At 37.9% G+C, this 22,435-nt stretch carries 22 protein-coding genes; 7 read left to right on the top strand and 15 right to left on the bottom strand.

The window, feature by feature from the left end; all coding sequences use genetic code 11:
* Nucleotides 1–236: 236 nt before the first annotated feature.
* Both SCALIN_RS19015 and SCALIN_RS19020 read right to left on the bottom strand, forming a co-directional pair.
* A complete protein-coding gene (locus SCALIN_RS19015) occupies nucleotides 237–839 on the bottom strand; it encodes a YdbL family probable chaperone protein (RefSeq protein WP_096896029.1) in 603 nt (200 codons plus the stop codon).
* 30 nt (nucleotides 840–869) lie between these two features.
* The gene (locus SCALIN_RS19020) at nucleotides 870–3,893 is read right to left on the bottom strand and encodes a hypothetical protein (protein WP_096896030.1); all 3,024 of its coding nucleotides are present in this window, start codon (nucleotides 3,891–3,893) and stop codon (nucleotides 870–872) included.
* Between the two features lie 186 nt (nucleotides 3,894–4,079).
* On the opposite strand from SCALIN_RS19020, the gene SCALIN_RS24170 reads away from it, so the two are divergent.
* Both SCALIN_RS24170 and SCALIN_RS23540 read left to right on the top strand, forming a co-directional pair.
* Nucleotides 4,080–4,274, top strand: coding sequence for a nucleotidyltransferase domain-containing protein (locus tag SCALIN_RS24170; RefSeq protein WP_420885448.1), 195 nt, complete (start codon nucleotides 4,080–4,082; stop codon nucleotides 4,272–4,274).
* Nucleotides 4,275–4,392: 118 nt separating this feature from the next.
* Nucleotides 4,393–4,521: a hypothetical protein gene (locus SCALIN_RS23540; RefSeq protein ID WP_261341051.1), complete on the top strand. Its 129-nt coding sequence runs from the start codon at nucleotides 4,393–4,395 to the stop codon at nucleotides 4,519–4,521.
* Between the two features lie 15 nt (nucleotides 4,522–4,536).
* Here SCALIN_RS23540 and SCALIN_RS23545 read toward each other — a convergent pair whose 3' ends face one another.
* From SCALIN_RS23545 to SCALIN_RS19055, 7 genes are all read right to left on the bottom strand, one after another.
* Nucleotides 4,537–4,662, bottom strand: a complete 126-nt coding sequence (locus tag SCALIN_RS23545; protein WP_261341052.1) for a hypothetical protein — start codon at nucleotides 4,660–4,662, stop codon at nucleotides 4,537–4,539.
* A gap of 38 nt (nucleotides 4,663–4,700) precedes the next feature.
* On the bottom strand, nucleotides 4,701–5,636 hold the full coding sequence (locus SCALIN_RS19030; protein WP_096896031.1) for a tetratricopeptide repeat protein: 936 nt from the start codon (nucleotides 5,634–5,636) through the stop codon (nucleotides 4,701–4,703).
* Nucleotides 5,637–5,727: 91 nt separating this feature from the next.
* Nucleotides 5,728–6,474 carry a tetratricopeptide repeat protein gene (locus SCALIN_RS19035; protein WP_096896032.1) on the bottom strand — a complete coding sequence of 249 codons (747 nt, stop codon included), beginning with the start codon at nucleotides 6,472–6,474 and terminating at the stop codon, nucleotides 5,728–5,730.
* A gap of 29 nt (nucleotides 6,475–6,503) precedes the next feature.
* On the bottom strand, nucleotides 6,504–7,496 hold the full coding sequence (locus SCALIN_RS19040; RefSeq protein WP_096896033.1) for a polyprenyl synthetase family protein: 993 nt from the start codon (nucleotides 7,494–7,496) through the stop codon (nucleotides 6,504–6,506).
* Between the two features lie 39 nt (nucleotides 7,497–7,535).
* Nucleotides 7,536–8,093: an elongation factor P gene (gene efp, locus SCALIN_RS19045; RefSeq protein WP_096896034.1), complete on the bottom strand. Its 558-nt coding sequence runs from the start codon at nucleotides 8,091–8,093 to the stop codon at nucleotides 7,536–7,538.
* Nucleotides 8,094–8,117: 24 nt separating this feature from the next.
* Nucleotides 8,118–9,254, bottom strand: a complete 1,137-nt coding sequence (gene hemW, locus SCALIN_RS19050; protein WP_096896035.1) for a radical SAM family heme chaperone HemW — start codon at nucleotides 9,252–9,254, stop codon at nucleotides 8,118–8,120.
* Between the two features lie 42 nt (nucleotides 9,255–9,296).
* On the bottom strand, nucleotides 9,297–10,016 hold the full coding sequence (locus SCALIN_RS19055; RefSeq protein ID WP_162532415.1) for a glycosyltransferase family 2 protein: 720 nt from the start codon (nucleotides 10,014–10,016) through the stop codon (nucleotides 9,297–9,299).
* Between the two features lie 380 nt (nucleotides 10,017–10,396).
* Between SCALIN_RS19055 and SCALIN_RS19060 the strand changes: the two genes are divergently transcribed.
* Both SCALIN_RS19060 and hflX read left to right on the top strand, forming a co-directional pair.
* Nucleotides 10,397–10,747, top strand: coding sequence for a hypothetical protein (locus SCALIN_RS19060; protein ID WP_096896037.1), 351 nt, complete (start codon nucleotides 10,397–10,399; stop codon nucleotides 10,745–10,747).
* A 13-nt stretch (nucleotides 10,748–10,760) separates the two neighbouring features.
* Nucleotides 10,761–12,053 carry a GTPase HflX gene (gene hflX, locus SCALIN_RS19065; RefSeq protein WP_096896038.1) on the top strand — a complete coding sequence of 431 codons (1,293 nt, stop codon included), beginning with the start codon at nucleotides 10,761–10,763 and terminating at the stop codon, nucleotides 12,051–12,053.
* A 158-nt stretch (nucleotides 12,054–12,211) separates the two neighbouring features.
* Here the strand turns inward: hflX and SCALIN_RS19070 are convergent, their stop codons facing one another.
* Nucleotides 12,212–13,180, bottom strand: a complete 969-nt coding sequence (locus SCALIN_RS19070; RefSeq protein WP_096896102.1) for a cytochrome-c peroxidase — start codon at nucleotides 13,178–13,180, stop codon at nucleotides 12,212–12,214.
* Nucleotides 13,181–13,778: 598 nt separating this feature from the next.
* Here SCALIN_RS19070 and SCALIN_RS19075 point away from each other — a divergent pair.
* Nucleotides 13,779–14,135: a hypothetical protein gene (locus SCALIN_RS19075; RefSeq protein WP_096896039.1), complete on the top strand. Its 357-nt coding sequence runs from the start codon at nucleotides 13,779–13,781 to the stop codon at nucleotides 14,133–14,135.
* A 33-nt stretch (nucleotides 14,136–14,168) separates the two neighbouring features.
* On the opposite strand, the gene SCALIN_RS19080 is transcribed toward SCALIN_RS19075, so the two are convergent.
* The gene (locus SCALIN_RS19080; RefSeq protein WP_096896040.1) at nucleotides 14,169–16,007 is read right to left on the bottom strand and encodes a tetratricopeptide repeat protein; all 1,839 of its coding nucleotides are present in this window, start codon (nucleotides 16,005–16,007) and stop codon (nucleotides 14,169–14,171) included.
* A 97-nt stretch (nucleotides 16,008–16,104) separates the two neighbouring features.
* A complete protein-coding gene (locus SCALIN_RS19085; protein ID WP_096896041.1) occupies nucleotides 16,105–17,562 on the bottom strand; it encodes a hypothetical protein in 1,458 nt (485 codons plus the stop codon).
* A 144-nt stretch (nucleotides 17,563–17,706) separates the two neighbouring features.
* On the opposite strand from SCALIN_RS19085, the gene SCALIN_RS19090 reads away from it, so the two are divergent.
* A complete protein-coding gene (locus SCALIN_RS19090) occupies nucleotides 17,707–19,365 on the top strand; it encodes a tetratricopeptide repeat protein (protein ID WP_133112063.1) in 1,659 nt (552 codons plus the stop codon).
* A 236-nt stretch (nucleotides 19,366–19,601) separates the two neighbouring features.
* Here SCALIN_RS19090 and SCALIN_RS19095 read toward each other — a convergent pair whose 3' ends face one another.
* Entirely contained in the window at nucleotides 19,602–19,754 is a 153-nt protein-coding gene (locus tag SCALIN_RS19095) for a CBS domain-containing protein (RefSeq protein WP_096896043.1), read from the bottom strand.
* Between the two features lie 219 nt (nucleotides 19,755–19,973).
* Here SCALIN_RS19095 and SCALIN_RS19100 point away from each other — a divergent pair, with 219 nt between their 5' ends.
* Nucleotides 19,974–20,246 (top strand): hypothetical protein, encoded by a 273-nt coding sequence (locus SCALIN_RS19100; protein WP_096896044.1) that lies wholly within the window; start codon nucleotides 19,974–19,976, stop codon nucleotides 20,244–20,246.
* A 217-nt stretch (nucleotides 20,247–20,463) separates the two neighbouring features.
* Here the strand turns inward: SCALIN_RS19100 and SCALIN_RS19105 are convergent, their stop codons facing one another.
* Both SCALIN_RS19105 and SCALIN_RS19110 read right to left on the bottom strand, forming a co-directional pair.
* Nucleotides 20,464–21,510 (bottom strand): tellurite resistance/C4-dicarboxylate transporter family protein, encoded by a 1,047-nt coding sequence (locus SCALIN_RS19105; RefSeq protein ID WP_096896045.1) that lies wholly within the window; start codon nucleotides 21,508–21,510, stop codon nucleotides 20,464–20,466.
* A 235-nt stretch (nucleotides 21,511–21,745) separates the two neighbouring features.
* Nucleotides 21,746–22,414 (bottom strand): transposase, encoded by a 669-nt coding sequence (locus SCALIN_RS19110; protein ID WP_096896046.1) that lies wholly within the window; start codon nucleotides 22,412–22,414, stop codon nucleotides 21,746–21,748.
* Nucleotides 22,415–22,435 lie beyond the last annotated feature (21 nt).

Here is a 22,435-nt window from a genome sequence, read left to right on the forward strand (position 1 = left end):
ATTCGTTAGATTAAGTGTTTTCCGAAGTTTTTTTGGGGGATTACTACTCGATACTTTGGTGATATTTTTACAGATTCCATATAACGCCTCCATTCATTAGCTGTTAATTATTGCATCACTGAAGATTTTAAATATTGGTGTGTTCACTTATTATAATAACCTCCTTGCATTAATCAGTGATATATTACGAAAGTATATATCACTGATTAATAAAAACAAGAGCGTCTTCATTGTTATTACTTCTGCGTCCAATTCCCATTTTCATCATGGTGCCAGTGGCCGGGTCTGGCTTTTTGTTTAAGGGTCTTCGCGAAGACGGCCTTTATTTTTCCAACGTCTGACAGCGCGATTTTATTTGCGGTTGCCAACTCCTTATAGAGAGCTTCACGGTCGTTATTTTCAGCCCTCACCAAGCGTTTGACCGTCCTGATACCCTCTCCTCCAAGACCACCCATTTCCCTTATCGCAAGCATACCGTCATTCGTTTCACCAATGGCGCCTTTCTCCTTAAATTCCATGATTTTTGCATTACGGGCCTTCATGGAATCGATCAGTTTTCGGATAACAGGGGTTGTCAGGTTGAGGTCTATTTCACCCGCGTAAACTGTTGAGTTTCCGAAGAGGTTAAAAGGTATACTCTTTCGAAAATAGCTTTGTTGATCACTATTGACCGTGTTGTCTTGTGTGCCGTCTTCTCCCTGGATCTCGTCAATAATTATTTCGGCAGCCTCTTCGACTGCTTCGGTTGGGAAGTAAACGTTAACAGTAATCACGGCACAACTAATGACAAAAAATGCCAGAAGTGGTAATCCAAGAAATCTTATCATCTGCTTCTTCATAAATTAACTCCTTTCAATTGTTTTCATTTTTTATTTAATCTGAACTTGAGTGCCATCAACATCTGAATCTAATATTCCTTTGAATGAGCTGAGGAATGTCTTGAATGGTACTCTTTTTTCGGCATTGGGGAACACAATCTCAAGCCTTTTCATCCCTGCTCCTTTCATAAACAACTCTTTTCCGTCTTTTTTTACAGCCCCCCGCAATTTTATATAGTCATTTTCCAGTCTGGCATGTAGTCCCATTACAGCATATTTATAATTTGTAAACCCTACTTTGTCCAATGCTTTTCCAATACCGGGAACAAAGTTTTTAAGGAATTTTGTACTGACGGACTGTTTAATACCGGATGTTTTTTCGGTCCTCATCTGAATTTCAAAGCCGGATGGTTCTCCGGCGACTAATTTAAAATCTTTTATCTGCCCGTTTATTATGCCTGTAATGTTGCCCCACTCACGGTAGGTATTAGACATTTGTCCCAAATCCAGGTGTTTAACTTCTGCTGATAATCCAATCTCCATCATAGACGTCATGAAATTGTTCAACGTTAAGTCTCTAATGGTAATATCTCCGCCAAATAGCTTAATGTTTATCTCTTCTTTTGAAGAGAGTTTCTGCCCCTGCTGTTGGAAAGAGATGGCCGAGCTGTTTAATGTCTCCTCTAAGGGTGTCAGTTTGTAAGTTGTAGACAAATCTTTGAGGCTGATATTATTTAACTGAAATCCAAGTTTAAACTTTCTATCACTGTTTATCATATTTTCCACAGCTATATTTCTGATCTCTATTGTGCCATCAAATACAGGTATTTTAAAAGGATTTTTTATAAAGAAATTATTTGAGTTGATAATAGGATTAATCCGGACATCCTTAATTTCAAGTGGGCCGTATGAGAGCTTATTTAATTGTACGACTCCATATTGCGTCAGAGGAACATCCTGTTTCCGCATAGGAGTTTTGGAACGGGGATAAGCCATTGTGATGGGAAGATCAATGTTGACGTCTTCAATAGACAGTTCTCCGTAGGTGATTCCCAGGTCATTTACGTCCAGATGGCCATTAATCGTTAAATCATTTTTAGGGCCGTTAATTTGAAAGTGTGTACTTGATTCACCCTCAACACTGGTATTAAACAGTACCGGGTTAGAGTATTCTACCGTGTCTTTAACAAAGGTTTCAAATAGTGCTGTATTTGAGAACTTCTTTACCGCTAATTGTATATCAATATGTGGATTGCTGTTCAGGTGTAGAATTTTTCCCTCTGCTGTGACCGTCCCCAGATTGTTCCAGGACAATTCGCTTTTAACTCCTGTAAGACTTTTTTCAGAAGTGTCATAATTGCAACTGATGGAAAAACGTGTCTTCATACCTCTCATGTCTGTAGTAAATTCTCCCAGTTGGATAAGGAATGGACTAAATGTACCGCTTGTCTGCAAGGAGAACTTGCTGAAATTGGCGTCCATAGCAGTATCTATTTTGATGGTTCCGTCTATTTTTTCTCCAAAATAGTCATAGTCGGGAGATGAGAATTTGAGTTTAGAAAATGACAAGTCCGTGACCGCTCTTGTTTTCTGAGATCTATCTCCTCCAATAACATCAATGATAGAATCTATGGAGATATCGCCATTTAATGACCACTCCTTATAGCCTTCGGGGATAAAGTGAGTAAACGTTTCCGAGAGGGTTCTACTGTTCATGTTATGGAGTTTAAAGGAGGTTTCTCTGATTACTTTCTCCTTAATATCAATATTTCCGGTAATACGCGCTGGATCTGAAAACATCGTATCAATCTGTGTCTCAAACATTGTGCTCTCCGGACGTTTCAAATCAATAACAGTTTTAAAGTTTGAAATTAGTTTATTGATAGAGTAGAGAGTGTCATCATAGTGTAATTTTCCATGAATTTCATTCGAAGCGAGGGTTATCTGGTCCGGATAATCGATGGCGAAAACTATTGGGATGTCTATGTCTGTTACTTGTACTTTCGGTATCTGAAAAAAACCATTATGTACTGTAAACTTACTGTCTACTTTTATTACTCTTTGATGATCAGAGAAGGAGAGCATTGCCTCGACCGGTATTTCCAGAACATCTGCCCTAAAGGCCATATCCCCACTCTTCAGGTCCAGGTTGTTTATTGGACTGTTTAAGCTTATTTCTGTTTTCTCAAAGTTTCCCTGGACAGAAATATCAATGTCGCACTCTCCTTCTATAGTAAGAGGGGGGAGCTCTATCAGTTTAATATCATTTAATAAATCGTAGATAGTATTGATAGAGAGCCCGTGTGAGCTTATATTACATTTAATTTCAGGTGTTGAGAGTAGAGAACGTGCTTTGCCATTGACAAAAAATTTCTCTAAATCATTTATGAGAAAAAAAGAGTTGTCCAGAATGATCAATTCATCATTTAGTATACTGTATTTTGTGTTTATCTCAACTGTTCCGGGTAAGTTTGAAGTAGTATTTTTTGTAAGGTGTGAAATAGAAAAATCTCCTTTTATTGAGATATCAAAAGGATTTGCAAACTGGATATCTTTACCATTCATGCTCATTTTTGTTAATGCTAGTTTGTTGTCATCTAACACAATCTGTACATCTGTGTTATTTATAGAGACAGCGTCAACAGAGAGATGTCCTGGATAAAACTCTTTTATGTTCATGGGTGCCGTTTCTTTGTCATCTGAAGTCTGACCGGCTGTTTTATTACTTTGTACATGGAGATTGATCTGAGCGTCAGAAATGTCTATTCGTCTAATACGTCTCTTTAAAAGACCAGATAGCCCATAATCAATAGTAATGGTGCTACATTCAAGCGCAAAATGAACCTGGCCGCTTAACCAGGTTCCATTGATCTGTTTTAACTGAAGTCCGTTAAAAATGTCAAGATGTATGTCCGCGATTCTCATATCAAACTTTGTATCTCCCTTGATCCTGCGCTCAATGTATGGCGTTAACTTTCCTTTGTTTATGAGAAAGACACAGGCGGATATGACCGATATTATAGTGATAAGGGCAACGGAAAGTATAATGGCAATTATTATAGAAGTTTTTCTCATAATCACATTTTACAATAGAATGATTGGGTTTTAAAGCGGTTTCACTAAACACCTTATTATTTCTTGATTACGGAAAAAACAGGTGCTACAATCCAGACACTAATTGTACCAATTGGTACGAATACACTTTATTGAGTATTTTTTCTGTAGAATATTATACGCCTCAGCGAACTGGAACAGCAAACTATTAAAGAGAGTGTTTCTGTTTTTGATAAACAGGCAAAAGTTGTTTTGTTCAGTTCCCGTGCCAGAGACACTGCGCTCGGCGGAGACATCGATCTGTTATTCATATTTGATAGTATAAAACAGCAGGACCTGGGGCAGATACGATGGCAAATCAGGGAGAAGCCTGGTGAGCAGAAGATTGACATGTCCCTATAGGAGAAGAGAGCATGGAGAGCAGAATGACAAGTCGGCATGTCATTCTGAGGAAGGCACGATTAAAGAATATCAACGTCATCAACTTTGAAATTCCTATACATTAAATTAAGGGGGGAAAGTGGTTGTTGAGAAGGAAAAAGAGATTGAAACAGACTATTCATGTATACCTGTCCCGTTTCCGGATAAACTGGCAAACGAATGGGGACAGGATGAGCACGGAATTTTTCAGTTGTTTACCATAAACTGAGCAATTGCGTATTGTCTATTTTGCAATGGAAGTTGCGATATTAGGGTTTAATGGGTTTACATCGAAAGCCCTGGTTTTTGGGATAATGATCAAATCCATGACCTCCATGGGAATTGCACCTGGTAAGGTTTGATCTCCCATAACTAATGCACCTGAAAAACCAAGGTAAAAAGAAATATCTAATTTGCCCCAATCAACCCTTTGTATATAGTAACTTCACGCATGGCTTTATCTTTAAACTCTTTATTGTTTTCTTTAATACTTTTCTGCCAGTACGCATAGCCCAGATTGTTGTGGGCGTCGGGTAACGTGGGGTTTATCTCTATGGCCTTCTTGAGTATAGAGATGGCTTCATCAAACATTTTTCTCTCACAATAGACCAGCCCCATATTACTATATGCGTCAGCGAATTTCGGGTCGATACCAATCGCAGTTTCGTACTCTTCCATCGCCTCATCAAGTTTGCCCTGTTCAAAGTAGACAAAACCGAGATTAAGGTGTGCTACTTTGAATTGTGGATCGATTTCAATCGCCTTTTTCAGTTCAGCAACCGCGTCATCGAGTCGTCCCATACTGAAATAAACGCTTTCAAGGTAGCAGTGAAGTTCCGGGTCTTTTTTCTCAAGTTTCAGGGCTATTTTAAACTCTTCCATAGCCTCGTTCAGCAGGCCTGTTTTATAATAAGAGCGTCCGATGTATTTGTGAGCGTCAACGTTATCAGGGTCTATCTTCAGTACCTGTTTCAGCTCATTGACACTCTCTGAAAACATATTGAGTTCCGTATAGACAAGGGAGAGGTTTACGCGCGCTTCAAGAAAATCGGGATTTAACTGGATTGTTTTCTGGTACTCCGTTATCGCGTCATAGAATTTCATCTTCTGTTCATACAGTTTACCAAGATTAAAATGCGCTTCCGCGTCATCCGGGTTGGACTTGACGGTATTATTGTATGCAATGATTTTTTTGTCTATTTCCTTTAGTTCTGATTCTGTTTTTCCAATCTGGCTTGCAAGCTCTTTTGTTGAGAGATCTCCTCCCTCATGCGCGTAACCTGAAGTAAGGGAAATGAATGCAATTGCCAGAGCCAGGCAAGAGATTGATATCTGTTTTTTCATTGATTAGTTTCCTGTTCTTATTTTATTGTTCTTAAATAAATTATAATTGTAGTAGTAAATCATGGATTGCCACTACAGATAAATTGAATGTTCAGGGATGTGGACCACCCATTATTTTTGCCTGTTGCGCGCTTTTTTCTTTCATTAATTCTTCATACTTTTTAAATTCAGTATCGGCATCTTTTGATCTTCCCTGCATCAGGTAAATGACCCCTATATTGTTGTGCGGTTGTGGAAATTTTGGATCGATAGCTGCCGCATTTTGAAACGCGGCAATGGCCTCTTCATGTTTCTCCAGCTTCATCAAGGCCATTCCAATCTCATCATACGCAAGAGCTGAAAGAGGGTTTAATTCAATTGCCTTATTAAGTTCATTTATTGCCGCATCATATTCCTGGTCATATCTATAGGCAATACCAAGGTTTATGTAACTTTTCGGGTTGGCAGGGTCGAGCTCTACTGCTTTCTTATATGCATCGATAGCGCCTTCTATCATACCCTGTGTATAGTACGCGCGTCCCAGGTAATTGTATGCTTTTACCATAGTCGGTTCAATTTCTACAGCTTTTAGCCATGCCTGGACTGCCAGAGGAAATTTTCCGTCTTTTATTGCTCCGATACCGAAGGTGTAATAATCTTCCGCGTCTGTACCGAGGTTTGGAAGTTTTACCTCGGGTTTTTCCTCCACTTTTTCTTCTGTTGATGTTTCAGTTTTTACCTCTTCTGAAACAGATGCCACCTCTGTTCCTCCTTCTTTACCGCATCCGTATATAAAGAATGCTGCCAGCAAGAGGCAAATAATTGGATTGTAACTTATTGTCTTAAAGATGTTTTTCATGTATTATTCCTTCTTGTTAAAAAAATTTGTTAAGTCATACGTTGGGCCATAAAGTTTGCAATATCTTTGAAAACTGTCTTGTTGTTTGTTGGTATTTTATCGATTATAACATAAGATTGTTTTATTAAATCATCGGCATATTGTTGCGCATGGTCTATAGCGCCATATTTATTGTAGATATCCAGGACATGTTTTACATCATCATCGGTTGTCTCTTCCCTCTGTTTAGTCATTATTTCAATCAGTGATTTTTTGTCGTTATTTTCTGCCTGTTCTGAGGTGTACGCATATAAGAAACTGGCTTTTCCCTCTTGAATGTCCGAGCCTATAACACCTCCGCGTCCTTTGCCTACTGTTAAATCAATTAAATCATCTTTTATCTGGAAGGCGGGGCCCATTAGTTTACCTAACGCCCAGATCTTATCTATAGTTCCCTCAAAATTTTCTGATGCTACTATGGCGCCTCCGACCATTCCACATGCGAGATAGTACCCCGTTTTCAGTCTTACAAGTTTAAGATACTTCTCAACGGTATAATCCGCAACCCCTCTCGCGTTTATATCGAGTGCCTGGCCTTCTACTGTTTTTTCGTATGTCAAATTAAATATCTCTAATAGTTTCAACTTCCTGTCTGATGGTATCGGGCTTATCAGAATAGAGTGGTAGGCCCGTGCCAGTAGATAATCACCGGAATTGATGGCATTTGCAATGCCGTATTTGACCCACACGGTTGGTTGATCGCGTCTCATGGTGTCTTCATCTTCAATATCATCGTGCAGGAGAAACATATTATGTAATATCTCTATTGCCAACGCGAAATGGAGCGCTTCATCGGGATTGCCACCCAACTCTTTGCACGTAATCAAGCATATGGCAGGTCTTATTCGTTTCCCTCCTGTTTTCAGGTGGTGCCAGATAGGTTCGCTTAAAAAATCATCTCTATCCGGCGGTATGATCTCTTTAAGTAAGTCATCAATCTTTTTACCATATATTTTTATAGATTCTTCTATGTTTGTCTGCATTTTTCTCCATAGCTTTAGTTCACTTCACGCTTATTTATCCTATGCTCTGCCCATGAATTCACCCGTACGTGTATCAATTTTTACCATTTCATCGGTATTCACAAAAAGTGGTACTTTGGTCACATAGCCTGTTTCCAGTGTTGCCGGTTTGAATACATTTGTTACGGTGTCTCCTTTTGTGCCGGGGTCTGTCTCTGTAATTTTAAGTATGACAGAGGAGGGGAGTTCTACTCCGATGGCATTATTATTGTAGAGCGAAACCGATACTTTAGCGTTTGGCGCTATATACGACATTGCGTCTCCAAGGACCTCCTTTGAAAGGAATACCTGCTCGTAGCTTTCTGTATCCATAAAACAATAGCTGTCTCCTTCCTGATATAGGTATTCCATGTCTCTGTGGTCTACAAATATATCTTCCACCTTGTCTGATGGCCTGAAGCGTTTTTGTGTAACATTGCCCTGTTTTAAACTCTTTATGCTCACCTGCATATGAGCGCGTCCCTTACCGGGGGTAACGTGTTGGTAGCTGGCCACCGTGTAAAGTTCTCCGTCAATCTTTATGACCAGTCCTTTTCTTAAATCTATTGCGTTTATCAAATTAATAGCTCCTTAACAAAATTATTACATAAATTCCGTCATTACTGAGTCTGCCAGAGACAGACCTTTTCTGGTTAATTTAACTCTTTCATCATCAAAGTTTATCAAACCTGCCTGTGTCAGGTTGTCTAGTTGTTTTTGAAAGAGTTCGTTTAAATCAAAACCGGACCTTTGAATGAAGTCCTTTCTTGAGATACCGGACGTCATCCTCAATGCCATAATAAGTATTTCAGACGCTCTTTGCTTTTGAGGTAATTTTTCAGAAAAACATTTTAACCTCTTCTTTGATTTAGCTGAAGAGATGTACTCTTTTACATTTTTTATATTACTGTATCGTTCACCATGGACGTAAGAAAATGCCCCGGCGCCTATTCCAATGTATTCTCTGTTTTCCCAGTAGACGGTATTATGTCGACACTCTTTACCCTGCTTTGCAAAATTTGATATTTCATAGTGATTATAACCTTTATCACAGAGAAAATCATTTGTGAATTCGTACATCTTCAGCTCTTCTTCTTCACTTAATTTATTTAGAGCCCCGGAATTTGTCATCTCAACAATTGGTGTTCCCTGTTCGTACGTAAGACAATAAGCAGAGATATGTTCAGGGCCTAACCCGCAGCACTCTTCCAGCTCCTTCTGCCATTCGTTTAAAGTCTGAGCAGGATAACCGTAAATCATATCAACACTGAGATTGTTGAATCCTTTTGCTCTTAAGTTTGAAAAAATATCTTTTGCTTCATTTGCAGAATGAATTCGTCCGAGAAGTTTCAAATACCTGTCGTTAAAGGATTGAATGCCAATGCTGACCCTGTTAACATGGCTGTTTTTCATGATGATGGCTTTTTCGTCGCTCAATGTCCCCGGGTTTACTTCAATTGTATATTCTTTGAGGTTGGGAATATCGACATATTTGGTGACCGCACTCAACAGCCTGTCCAGTTGTGTTTCATTTAAGACAGTAGGAGTACCGCCACCTATGAAAACAGTTTTGAACGAATATTTTTTGATAGTGGATTGAAGCTCCTCTTCAATCGTCCCAAGATATTCATCAACTACCTGTGAATTTGTTACAATTGAGTTGAAATCACAATATATGCATTTACTTATGCAAAATGGAATGTGAATGTATAAAGAAGGTATATGGTGTTGGATAATCACTACTAAGCCTAATTGTTTTTAAAGTTTTTCTGATTTTGTGCATCAAATATATATAGTTGCCTGATTTCTTGAGTTTTCACTAGATTCTCTTTTTATTATCTCTTTGTAATAATTAATTCTTATTGTAGGGTTATCAAGGTCCCCGCTAAAACGTTTCTCCGCGTTATTGTAAATAAGTTTAACCGGTATTTCTTTAATGCTGAGTCCTGATTTCCATGCCTGTATCCACAATTGCAGAGGCATGCCATAACCAGTCTCTGTCAGCCTCAATTTTTTTATTGCTGCAGTTTTGTACGCCTTAAAGCCACAAAACGAATCTGTTAAATCAAGCTTAGTTGTTTCGTTTAACAGTTGGGTGATTTCCATATTTATTGCATACCTGTCGGGTGGAATTTGTGGATCTGATTTATTGGCTTCTATTAGATACCTTGACCCAGACACAATATCGTAGTCTGATATTTGTGACAGAAAAATCTGGATTTCATCAGGTATATGTTGACCGTCACAATCCATTGTAATTATGCTGTCATATCCATGTGAGATCGCATATTTGAAGGCGTCAATAATGGTTTGTCCATAGCCAAGATTTATTTCGTGGACGATGGTGTTTATATTTTCTATGTTCGACAATTGCTCTTGCGTTCCGTCTGTAGATCCGTCATCTATTACCAGTATGTCTAAATCATAGCTCTTTATTTGGGATATGATAAATCCTATATCTTTTCTTTCGTTGTAAGCGGGCAGCGCGATAAGTGTATTCATAATTATAATAATATTACCTGGTGAAAGGATCAAATATACAATACTTTTAATCTTATATGGTTGACAATTTAAATCAAGAAAAATATACATACTTAGTTAACCTATTCACTGATAATTTACTGAATTACCAGCGGTAAATAGACCGATTTACCACTTCTACTGAGTGTTTGAAAAAAGTTTAATAGCAATACTCTATAGTATACTTATAAGAGAGTGCGTAGAAATTGTAATGAAAACATGTATATGTTTGTTTTTTTCTTGACAATAATTAAGTCACATGATACAAGCCACTTATAGCGTGGGAGAGAGTAAAAGAGTAATGATGGTTTTAATTTATAATTATATTCTCGTTTTTGTAAATTTAGAAGAGGGAGATCTATATGGCTGCAAAAAAAACAGCTAAAAAAACGCCTGTTAAATTATGGACAAAGGCAGAGTTGAGTACGTTAATAAAAGAATATCCAAAAACCGATACACAAAAACTTGCAAAAAAACTTAAGAGAACACTGGAAGCTGTACGTTTTCAGGCAAAAAAACATGGTCTGAAAAAAACAAAAACTTATATGCAGTCTTTATATAAAGCGGCCAGTAAGACGGCAGCGAAAAAACCGGCTAAAAATGTTGTCAAAAAGGTAACGAAAACAGTAGCTAAAAAGGCAGTTAAGAAAGTGGTAAAAAAAGCAGTTCAAAAAACTACAAAGAAAAGGGCGGCTTGTAAGACAAAGCGTTAATTGCAATCAGTAAATGGTAGAGTTAAAGAGAACTGATTTATCCGTAAGGGCTGAACGTGCAATATTGCTTTATACATTGTTGCATAAAGACAAAAATGACGAAGCTCCCCTTGAAGAGCTTAAGAGCCTGGCTGAAACGGCGGGAGCAAAAGTGCTGGATAGTGTTGTGCAGAGAAGGAGAAAAGTGGATCCTTCTCTCTACATAGGTAAGGGGAAAGTTGCTCAACTGGCAGAACTTTGTAAAGATAAAAGAATAGATGTCGTGATTTGTGATGACGACCTTTCTCCCGCGCAGGTCAGTAATCTGGAGAAAATCATTGATACGAAGGTAATTGACAGGAGCGAATTGATCCTGGATATCTTTGCCGCGAGGGCTAAGACTGCTCAGGCAAAATTGCAGGTCGAACTGGCACAACTGGAATATACAAGACCTCGCTTGAAGAGAATGTGGTCTCATCTGTCCAGAATAGAAGGGGGTATCGGGACCAGGGGGCCGGGAGAAAAGCAATTAGAAGTAGACAAACGGTTGGTGTCAAAAAGAGTACTTGCTTTGAAGAAAAGACTCGGGCAGGTAACGGAACGCAGGAAGAGGCAGGCAAAGGCAAGAAAAGAACACACAACCGTTTCGCTGGTAGGGTATACTAATTCCGGTAAATCAACCTTAATGAACAGTTTGACAGAAGCCGGAGTACTTGTTGAAGATAGACTCTTTGCCACCCTTGACACGAAAACCAGTTTATGTGACCTGGGAAACGGCAAGACGGTTATTTTAAGCGACACCGTAGGGTTTATCAGGAAACTTCCTCACCATTTAATCTCATCCTTTGAAGCAACCCTTGAAGAAGTAATATGGGCAGATTTCCTGTTACATGTTGTTGATGTCAGCTCTTCTGATGTGGTTGAACAGGTTGCGGCCGCTAATAATGTTCTTAAAGAACTAGATTGTGACAAAAAACCATTAATAATGGTTCTCAACAAAGTAGATGTATTGAAAGATTCGTCAATTACCACGTTTTTTCAAAGTAAATATGACAACGTAGTAACTATTTCTGCATTGACCGGAGAGGGTCTGGACATGCTGAAAGAGAAAATGGTTGGTTTTGCAAATAGAGGTGTCACGGAGATTAAGCTGGAATGTGATGCCAGTAATGGTAAATTACTGGCATATATTTATGAGCATAGCCAGGTGCTGGGTCGTACATTCATAAATTCCGGTGTCAATTTTCATATCCTTATTAATGAGAAAAACCTATCAAAATTGTACAAATTGGGTGGAGGGCACTTTAAGGTTACACAGCTTTCATGAACCTTGCATCATCAATGCCGCTCGTACGTTTGGAAATTTCTGATGCAGTCTGGGTGTTGCTGGTCCCTTTAGGTATAAGTTATCCAATCGTAAAATACCATAGACTTAACTACATGAAGTTACAAAAACGCAAAATTCGCAAATTTGGTTTAATATAGTCAATTTCGATTAGGTTTAGCAGTGGTTGAAGTTGATGGCGGCAGTATCGGAAAAATTACTGAAGGTTGATCTCCGGTTAAGGTCCGTAGAAATGCCACAATTTTGCTTGTTTCGCTATCAGTAAGTTTCAGCCCCAACTGATATTCATTCATGATATTAACAGCTTCTGCCAGGTCCCAGGTACTTGCGTCGTGGAAGTAGGGGGCCGTGAGTTCAATATTTCTCAAGAGAGGGACTTTGAAAACATATTTATCTTTCTCGTCTTTTGTTACGTTGTATCTTCCAAGAGTATGAGTATCTTTGTCATACGGTTTTGCAATTCCAAATTTCTGATAAGAGTTTCCTCCTACACCGACACCGTTATGACAGACAATGCACCCTTTCTCCTTAAATAAATCATATCCTTCCTTTTCTATTTCGGAAATTGAATTGTCATATCCATTCAGCCAATTGTCAAAGTTTGAGTTTGGTGTGACTAACGTTTCCTCAAACGCAGCGATAGCATCAGTGACCTGGTCTATAGTTATTATTTCATCTCCATACATCTCATCCAGTCCATATATTTCACTGAACCATTGTACGTACTCTGGTATTGATTGTAAAATGCTCACTGCCAACTCGTGGTTTGAACCCATTTCAAGAGGATTGGCTATCGGGCCTCCTGCCTGTTCTTTTAAATCCTTTGCACGACCATCCCAGAACTGGGCCAGATTGAATTTTGAATTCAGGACGGTAGGTGAGTTTATCGGCCCTAAAAACCATTTATGTCCGATAGAGGTTGGTAAATTATCTGCCCCGCCGGTTGCGAGGTTATGACAGGAATTACAGGTGATCCATCCGGATTTAGACAATCGGGGTTCGAAGAACAATTTCTTTCCTAATTCTACCTTTGCTCTATTATAGTCAAAGTTTATTGAGATTGGCTTAATTGGTTCATCTTCACGTGCTGATGACGCACCACCAGACATTCTTCCTCCTCTGCCATAACCGACCCCTGATTGCTGTTCATCTGCAATAGTAACTGATAGAATTATAGTGTTAATAACGAAAAAAGCCAATAAACAGATAATCGTACTAAATTTGCCTGTATTCATTTGCTCTCCTTTATAGTTAATTTGATGAGTCTGTGCTCTTTTGTTTTGAATGAACAGAGACTTTAATCACAATTTATTCTTTATAAATAATGATATTTGTTGTATTAATAATTGTCAAGAGCATTTAATTTGTATTTATCATATTGCCAGTTAGAATTATTAACAGAGATTAAAGATAAGTATTGAAAATACCAAGAATAAAACGTAATCGGTAGTACAAAAAAATTTAATTTTACGACGGTTTTTTTTAAGCTTGAAAGTTTTAGTTTTCTGTGTTATATAGCAAAACTGGAAAGACGCAGTATATAGTTTTAAATAGTTAATGTTTCATCCTGATATTCCATCCATCATCCCACGGTTATCTATTTTATGATTAAAATGTATGTTTGTTCGTACATTTAACCAGACTGCCTGATGTCGGTACACAGGGTAATATTGAAAATACTAATTTATTGTAGGGGGGGGTATGAAAATGAAAAAAATATTTGTAATATCAGTATTGGTTTTAAGTATCAGCTTTTTTGTACAAGGTAGTTTCATTAATGATGCGGAAGCAAAGAAATATTCGGACCATAGTACTGCAGGAAAAGTTGGATTGGTTGCTGCCAGCACTGTTACAACTGCTGTATATATGCCATTTAAGGCAGCATATGCTCTTCTAGGTGGCGTTGCGAGTGGGTTAACTTATGCGGTAAGTGTTACCTCAGAGTCTGAGTCTGCATATAGAATTGCTCATAAGGCTTTTACGGGAGACTGGTATATACATCCGGATATACTGACTAGCCATAAGTATTTACACTTTGTAGGGCCTGAGAATAAAAAGGATTAAACTTCAATCGCTTATGTCTCCTGTATTTAATGATTATCTCCCTGTTATCTTTAGAAATTCGGGGTCGTTTCTGTAATTCTGAAAGTCGGGTACCTGTTGTAGTGCCATTTTATACCTGGGGTTTAAACCTATTGCTTTTTTTAATGAGTGTAGCATATTGTCTTTTTCTCCCAGTAGGGAGTATGAACAGGCCATGTTAAACCATGCGGCATCAAATGCGGGATTTGCCTGTATTGAGCTTTTATAAGCCTCAATCGCCTCGTCGTGTTTTCCTAGTTTATCAAGAACAAGACCCTTGTTGTTAAGTGCTGCGATGAAACCAGGATTAACCTTGAATGCTTCGTTATATGCGGAGACGGCTTCCTGCAATCTTCCAAGATCTTCAAGTACAAAGCCCTTATAATTCCATGTTTCATGGAAGCCCGGCTTTAACGTTATCGCCCTTTCAAATGCCTTTAGCGCTTCGTCCAGTTTACCAATTCTTACTTCAGCAAGTCCTTTATTTAACCAGGTTGCAAAGGAATTTTGATCTATTTTAAGGGCTTTTTCAAACTCTGCTGCCGCTTCTGTAAATTGTTGATTGCGGACTAATGCAAGGCCCTTCTTGTTCAAAGCTCTGTATTTGATTTTGCCAAGACGTGGCACCTCATAGGCATCATTATCAGGAATTGTTTTAATGACCATGTTATAGGCTTTTATGGCTCCATCTATCTTTGCTAAATTGGTCAGTATGTCGCCTTTGACATTCCAGGCTTGGGGATAATCGGGTTTGAGGTTAATAGCTTTTTCAATAGCGGTAAGTGCCTCTGAATACTTTTCTATCCTTGTTAGCTCAAGGGCTTTGTTTGTTATCGTTTCGTATGAATCCGGTTGAAGCTTGATGGCGTGGTTATACGCGTCTATGGCAGCATTATGTTTGTTTACGCGGGAGTAAGCAAGCCCAAGGTTTGTCCATGCACCGTATGAGTCAGGATCTATCTCAGATGCTTTTATATAAGCGGTTACTGATTCCTCGTGTCTTCCCAATTTGTCAAGCGCCAGACCTATACCATTCCATGACGCGTAAGAGTTTGGTTTAATCTCTACCGCTTTTCTAAACGCGTCTACTGCTTTCTCATTTTCTCCAAGATCGGCAAGTGTAAAACCGATGTCTGCCCAGGCAGCATGTTCTCCAGGTTTTATTTCAATTGCCTTTTCATAGGATTTAACGGCATCTTCATAGTTTCTTACGCGCACGTGAGCATTTCCCTTGTTCACCCATGCCTCATAATAATCCGATTTTATGACAATTGCCTTGTCGTATGCTTCTATTGCCTCTACTCTTCTTTCGGGTATTCGTGCAAGTGTAAGCCCTTTATTATTCCACGCTTCATGTGAATCGGGCTTTAAATCAATTATTCTGTCATATGTTTTTATTGCCTCTTTATATCTACCAATGTGGTCAAGTACATTCCCTTTTTTGTAGAGGGCTGCAACATAGTCAGGTTTGAGTGCCAAAGCTCTATCAAACGCGGAGATAGATTCTACGAATTTTGTATTATGGTCCAGCGCGTTACCCATTACAAACCAGGCTTCATGATTATCGGGTTCAATTTTTACTGCCAGTTCAAGTGCATCCACAGCCTCTTCATATCTGCCAAGCAAATCAAGGGTGATGCCTTTGTTGTACCAACCTATAAAGGACTCTGATTTGAGCTTTGTCGCTCCTTGGTAAGCCTCAAGCGCTTCATTGTACTTCTTTTTTGTAATCAACCTGTTTCCTTTAACAATTAATTTATCATGTTCAGAAACCTCCTGTGCTGTTAAAATAACACTATTGAAGCAAATCAGTACAAGTAGAATGAAAAATGAGAAAAATATTCTTTTTAACATTATACACCTCACTATCTGTTGATATATGGAATAAAATTATGTAATTTATATCTGCCATGGTATCTACTTTTGACAGGAAGCTTTCGGAGACAACAAACTATTCTTTTATTCTCGACTCTTTTAAAATACTTTCTATGTTGGCATCTTCTAGTTTATATGGAAGGATGTAACCACGCCGGGTAACAAGCTTGCCGGTATAAGTTACTTTATCGCCTTTTTTTGTACCTAAAACCAGGCGCTCTTTATCGTTAGAGAAAACTAACTCTACATCGGTACCTTTGTGGTGCTTTATTCCCATCCTTAGACCGCTAACCCTTCCTTTTCCTCTGAAAACGACCACTCCCGTCCATCTGATGTATTTGTTTTTATACTCTTTCCAAAGTTTATCCTTAAGCGATTCAGTCATTCTGCTTTCCTTGCCGAATAGCGCGTCAAGGTCTTCAAAAGGAATTTTTATCGATCCGTCCATAGCCTCAATAATTTCTACATCTTTGCTTTTAGTAACTTTTGGTGCCATTGATTCTTCCAATATAATCTCCGGTTCTTTTATAACTTCAGGCACCGTTATATTATTTGTGTCTGATACTGATGCATCTTTTTCAATTTCCGCGACTTCTTTATCTCCAATTGTTTTTATTTCTATATTTTCAACACTGCATAGGAGATTTCTTCCAAACAGTTTTGCCAGTCTACCGGTGTAAGTAATTTTGTCTTCTCTTTGTATCATATTAATTAAGTTTTCACTGTCTGCATCAATTTTTAACTCAACATTTGTACCCACATTATGCCTTATGCCAATCCTGCCTAAATCATTCTTTCCGGGCCCCTTGTAATTGACAACCCCTTGCCATTCTATCTCTTTTCCTCTGTAAGATTTCCACAGCTCTTCTTTTCGTGATTGTGAGATGCTACTATTCTTGCCAAAAATTTTGTTCAGGCCTTCAAAAGATAAAATATCTTCTCCTTCAGGAGATTCTTTAGGGTTCGGATTAGCTGATGTTTCTGGTATATTAAAGGGCGATGAAGATGTAGTGACGTCCTCCTTTAATTTATTCGCTAATTCATCTATAGTTACATCATTAACAGTTTCAACATTTGCGTCTTCCAGTTTAAACATCAGGTTTCTGTTAAACAGAAACGATAATTTTCCTGTATAGGTGACGCGGTCGCCTTTGTTTATCATCTTGACAACTCCCTTTTTGTCTTTACCCAGCATCATCTCAACATTTGTGTCTACATTATGCCTGATACCAATTCTGTTCCAATCGTCATTGGTTAAGCCTTTATAGTTAACAACACCATTCCATCTTACGTATTTTCCTTTATAATTGTTAATCCATGAATCTTTCTTCTCTGATTCTGTAAGTTTGCTGTAGTTGCCAAGAATATTCGATAGATCTTCGAATGATTCAGTTATAAATTCTGCTTTGGTTTCTCCCATTGGAAAGCTGAAGCCTTCAAATAAAGATGAAGATTCTTCTCCGGCAAAAATAAAAGTTGATATAAGGAGAATTGAAGATAGAATTCCAGATATTAAGAGTGTTTTCTTTTGCATTTTTTATGGGTTTTGATAAATAGAATGAAGTTTATGTGAAATAAATGCTATTGGAAATATTCTTGTGAGTCAAGGACTTTTATGTAATTGGTCCATTTTTAAATTTTTAAGTACAAAGATAGATTGATTGCCGCGAAAACTGTCATGAAGAAGAGTCATAAAAGAGTAAAAAGCGTCTGCTTTATAAATCTATTGGTATCTGTTCTGCTTATAGCCGGTAGCTCAAAAAGTATATTTGCAGAAAACATCTTTGAAAGTCCTCAGAACATTCAATACAGTCAGTCAAAATATTCAGGCAATGCATTGTTTGAATATTTGATATCAGAGGACGATGAGCACATTGGTCTGGCTGAAGTTTCGTTGTTATTAGCAAATGAGGAGCATTCTGAAATTAAGATAGAGGATTATGTGGAGTGTGTTGATTGGTACGCAAGAATGATAAAGGTACGAATCACAGATGGTGATGGGCCAATGTCGAAAATAAAAATAATAAATAAATTTCTATTTGATGAACTGGGATTTGTTTATGTGCAGACTGGTAATCTGGAGGATTTATATTTAAATAAAGTAATTGATCGGAGAAAAGGAAATTGTATAGGACTAACTATCTTATACCTCTCTATTGCGGAGAGACTCGGGTTACCTTTGTTTGGCGTTAATGTTCCGGAGCATATTTTCGTCAGATATGATGATGGCAAACAGAAGATAAATATTGAGATGGGTCACAAGGGAATGAGTCTGCCGGACTCATTTTATGTATCAAATAGTGTGGAGCGATTTGATGAAGAGAGTATCACCCATGGATGCTATTTACAGAGTTTGAATAAAAAGGAAGTAATTTCGAATATATTATTAAATCGTTCTAAAATAAGAAGAGAGAATGGGGATCATAAGGGAGCTCTTGGAGATTGTAAAAAGTCTATATTATTAAATCCTAAAAACCCTGGCGCTTTCTGTAACATGGGGGTGGTTTACGAAAAAATGGGTTTAATTGCTGAGGCAATAAAGAACTATAGTATGGCAATATCACTTAATAAGAAATATGCCTCAGCGTATTATAACAGAGGTTCGCTTCTGGGCGTTGAGGGGAGATATGGCAAGGCAATAGAAGATTTTAATGAGGCGATTGCTATTAGTCCCAGGTTTACACTGTCCTATTTAAACAGGGCGATTGCGTTTAAGAAAATTGGGAAAATAGATAAAGCAATATTAGATTACGATAAAATAATTGAAATTGATCCTGATTACGCACAGGCGTATTGTAACAGAGGTGTCGCTTTTGCGGAAACAGGTAGATTTGATAATGCAATGAATGATCTAAATAAAGCAATCGAATTAGACCCTTATCTCAGTGATGCATATTTTTCGAGGGCAATATTCTTTGCTGACTGTAATAAACTGAAAGAAGCAATTGAAGATTTTGGGAAATGCATCAGTTTAACTCCGAATAAGGTCTTTACATATTACCTGAGAGGGAAGATGTATAAGGAAACCGGAGAGCTTGAGAAGGCAGTCCGGGATTTCAGTAAGGCAATAACCTTAAATCCTTCTATGGCAGGATTGTATATAGACAGGGGAGTACTCCTGCTGCAGACCGGAAGGCTAGATGAGGCTATAGCTGATTTTGATAAATCCCTTGAGCTGTTTCCCGGTAATCCGGTTGCTTTCAGGTACCGGGGGCAGTCGTTTAAAGAGAAAGGAGAGTATGGGAAAGCAATAGATGATTTAGAGACAGTTTTGAAGATTGCTCCCGATATACCCAGCGCAAATATTATTAGAAAAGAAATAGAGGCGTTGAGATAGAGTTAAATATCTTTAGCTTTTAATAAAACATAACGTGTTGCTGCCGAACCGCATAGTTCATAAATAACAGTTGTGGCAAAAATAGTGTTATGAGTTGCTCCGCCGTTTATGATGGAGACTTACTTTTACCATCATGACTGGTCCGATGGCTACACCAGCGTGCGCCATGAGGGCAAACCCCATATACCTCTTTTATACTTGCCCTGCTCCTGTGATAACAGCTCCGGAATAAGCTCCTAAGATTTAATGATCCCTAAAATGTTGTTGTCCTGGCCAGTGACGGGAAGTGTGTGATTGTTATAAGTGTGAAATTTTGCCATAAGTTGGGCCAGGTTTTCGTTCTCTCTTACTGTTATAACCCCTCTGTTTATTATATTTTTTGCAATCATTGGATCCTTTCCATTGCAAAGGAAAGTCTGAAAACATTTTTGTTAATTATTGAAGTAAATATGATTGACTATTATATTCGACAAAGTATGCTAGTAAATAGTATTTTTCAACTCTTCAGAGGATAAGAAAATTGGCAGAAAATATCCGAAACTGTACCAGGCATTTGATAATATCAGGTAAAATCTAATTGACTACATTGGACAAAGGGGAACAAGACAGTGGTGAAAAATGAGGGAAACAAGAAAAGTAAGATTGTAGACGGCAACCACGAATTATTAGGCAAACATGTGATTTCATTAACGGTGCCACTTACGTTGTTTGATGCTACAAAGATAGCAGGACGTTTTAATTCAATGCCTAGTAATCCTGACAGGGAAATGTTTACGGTAAAACTTGTTTCCAATCAAAAGTCTAAAGAGAAAAATTATTTGGTAGTGAGGAAACTCTGTATAGGTGATAGCATAGACTTTATTGATTATCCAAAAGAGTAGAAAAGGGGAATTAAAGCACAGAAAATGGTAATAGTAGCATACAAATTACCAGTAAGTTTATTTTATGTAATCAGTACCGGATCCTGCTTCTGGTAGCCCGATATCATATAGTGTTGAATGTTTATGCACTTTGCCTAATTCATTGAGAATAACCTGCATCACAGTACATACTTTAAATTACATGTACTGCGATACAATTGGAAATAAATCAATCTGGCTATTTTGCAGTAGTTTCCTTTGCCGTTACAGCCTTAAATATTGAAATCAGCATACTGACAAATATAATTGTCCATCCAATGTAAGCGAGATAGATAAAATATTTTGAAATGTTTGCAATAAACGGAATTTCTAAAGCCTGTGAAAGTTTATATGTACAGGCCGTATACATACCCAATGGAAAGACCATGCCCCAATCTAGCGGCGTATACTTAAACTGTTGTTTACGTACAAAGAACTTCCAGATTCCTAAAATTATTAAAAGCGGTATCCACCATGTACCGAATGACCAGAAAAACAGTGTAAATCCCTTTGTGAATGTTAAGAAATCAGTAAAAACTCCACCTATTTTAGGGATGGTTAAGCATATTATTGAACCTGCTAGAGTGGTGATGGCAATTGCCCCCATATTAATCCAGTAAGGCGGTATCAATGCCTCCGGAACTAGCTTGAAGAATACCAATCGATAGAACAGCAGTGTAATCAAAATTACATAGAGGAATGCTCCGATCATCCACCACACAAGTGAAGAAAACAACACAAAACTCCCACCGCTTACAAATTCAGATGCAAGTGCCGCACCGAGAACTGCCACTGATTGTGTTCCCACGGTAGCTATCAGCCAGCCTCCGTGTATAACTGATTCCGGACCTTCCTCGCACTTGATAAAGAGTATGCTGAACGCGAATAACGAAACAATAACCCAGAGAAGGATACCAAAATACCAGAAAATTTTTGCGATTTCCGGTTGATTTACTATAGTAATAAATTGTGCACCCAGCACATTTGTCGCCGCAACTGTAGTAAAAAAAACAAGACTTAGTTTGGCATTGCAAAGGTCTTTATATAAGTTATCCCAGAACATAAATGCACGTAGTATCTGAATAGGCAATATAATCGCATATGCAACAATATTTATATAAAAAAGCGCGTATGCAATATCGGTAAAACCTAAAAGTTTGGATGCAATGGAAATTATGCCCGTAGACATTACCATCGCAAAATAGGCGGGGTGCAACCCTTTGATTGTATTACTAATAACGTTCATTCAGTGTTTCCTCTCTTTTAATTCGAAGATAGATTATAAAGAAATTTGCTCACTTCACTTCAATTAAAACAAATCGACATACTACATCAACCACAAAAAAAATACCACAAAAAAAATACCACAAAAAAAATACCACAAAAAAAATACCACAAAAAAAATACCACAAAAAAAATACCACAAAAAAAATACCACAAAAAAAATACCACAAAAAAAAAACATGGGGACAACCCCCATGTTATTGGTTTTGCTTCTTGTTGCGAGGTCTTCCTCCCTTCTTACGGCTTAAATCTCGGTTAAGAATTCCTCTTAGTTTTTCAAAGAAATTTACGCCACCTAATGGCCTACCTGTTGAAGTTGCTTTTCTGATATTATTTTCATTTTTCTCATCAAGTATTAATTCCATATATTGTTCTCTATCTTCTTTTGACCATTTGTGAAGATTAATCTTTCCATCATGTTCACCTTTTATATGTTCACTGGCACTTGACCAGTCCCACAGCTCAGGCTTTTTAACAATTCCTGCCCTTACAGGATTCATCTCTATGTATTTTACAACTGCCCAATAATATTCATTTTTATCAATAGGGCACGAAAAATAGCGATTTTGCCATAGCCTCCCGCTTCTACTATATTTCATATTAAAATATTGGGCATATCGAAAAGTAGTACCATGCAAACATTGACCTAAACCATCTCTGCTGTTTGGTGAAATAAGCAAATGAAAATGGTTGTCCATTAAACAGTATGCCCCTACTTCTGATTCTGTTTTGTTTGTCAATTCATTAAGAAGCTTTAGAAAGTGATGACGGTCTTCATTGTCAATAAATATTTCTAACTTATTTGTTCCTCTTTGAGTAATATGATGAGGATATTGTGGAACCACTACTCTTGCAATTCTAGGCATGTGAGCTATTTTAATTAATTA

This window comes from Candidatus Scalindua japonica (assembly GCF_002443295.1).
Taxonomy (GTDB): domain Bacteria; phylum Planctomycetota; class Brocadiia; order Brocadiales; family Scalinduaceae; genus Scalindua; species Scalindua japonica.

Coding starts and splice junctions, on each gene's coding strand:
- SCALIN_RS19040 (WP_096896033.1), bottom strand. CDS start 7,496: ATGCAGACAAACATAGAAGAATCTATAAAAATATATGGTAAAAAGATT.
- SCALIN_RS19080 (WP_096896040.1), bottom strand. CDS start 16,007: ATGTTAAAAAGAATATTTTTCTCATTTTTCATTCTACTTGTACTGATT.
- SCALIN_RS19020 (WP_096896030.1), bottom strand. CDS start 3,893: ATGAGAAAAACTTCTATAATAATTGCCATTATACTTTCCGTTGCCCTT.
- SCALIN_RS23545 (WP_261341052.1), bottom strand. CDS start 4,662: ATGGGAGATCAAACCTTACCAGGTGCAATTCCCATGGAGGTCATGGAT.
- SCALIN_RS19105 (WP_096896045.1), bottom strand. CDS start 21,510: ATGAACGTTATTAGTAATACAATCAAAGGGTTGCACCCCGCCTATTTT.
- SCALIN_RS19060 (WP_096896037.1), top strand. CDS start 10,397: ATGGCTGCAAAAAAAACAGCTAAAAAAACGCCTGTTAAATTATGGACA.
- SCALIN_RS19085 (WP_096896041.1), bottom strand. CDS start 17,562: ATGCAAAAGAAAACACTCTTAATATCTGGAATTCTATCTTCAATTCTC.
- SCALIN_RS19035 (WP_096896032.1), bottom strand. CDS start 6,474: ATGAAAAACATCTTTAAGACAATAAGTTACAATCCAATTATTTGCCTC.
- SCALIN_RS19075 (WP_096896039.1), top strand. CDS start 13,779: ATGAAAAAAATATTTGTAATATCAGTATTGGTTTTAAGTATCAGCTTT.
- SCALIN_RS19055 (WP_162532415.1), bottom strand. CDS start 10,016: ATGAATACACTTATCGCGCTGCCCGCTTACAACGAAAGAAAAGATATA.
- SCALIN_RS19090 (WP_133112063.1), top strand. CDS start 17,707: ATGAAGAAGAGTCATAAAAGAGTAAAAAGCGTCTGCTTTATAAATCTA.
- SCALIN_RS19015 (WP_096896029.1), bottom strand. CDS start 839: ATGAAGAAGCAGATGATAAGATTTCTTGGATTACCACTTCTGGCATTT.
- SCALIN_RS19095 (WP_096896043.1), bottom strand. CDS start 19,754: ATGATTGCAAAAAATATAATAAACAGAGGGGTTATAACAGTAAGAGAG.
- SCALIN_RS19070 (WP_096896102.1), bottom strand. CDS start 13,180: ATGTCTGGTGGTGCGTCATCAGCACGTGAAGATGAACCAATTAAGCCA.
- SCALIN_RS19030 (WP_096896031.1), bottom strand. CDS start 5,636: ATGAAAAAACAGATATCAATCTCTTGCCTGGCTCTGGCAATTGCATTC.
- hflX (WP_096896038.1), top strand. CDS start 10,761: ATGGTAGAGTTAAAGAGAACTGATTTATCCGTAAGGGCTGAACGTGCA.
- SCALIN_RS19110 (WP_096896046.1), bottom strand. CDS start 22,414: ATGCCTAGAATTGCAAGAGTAGTGGTTCCACAATATCCTCATCATATT.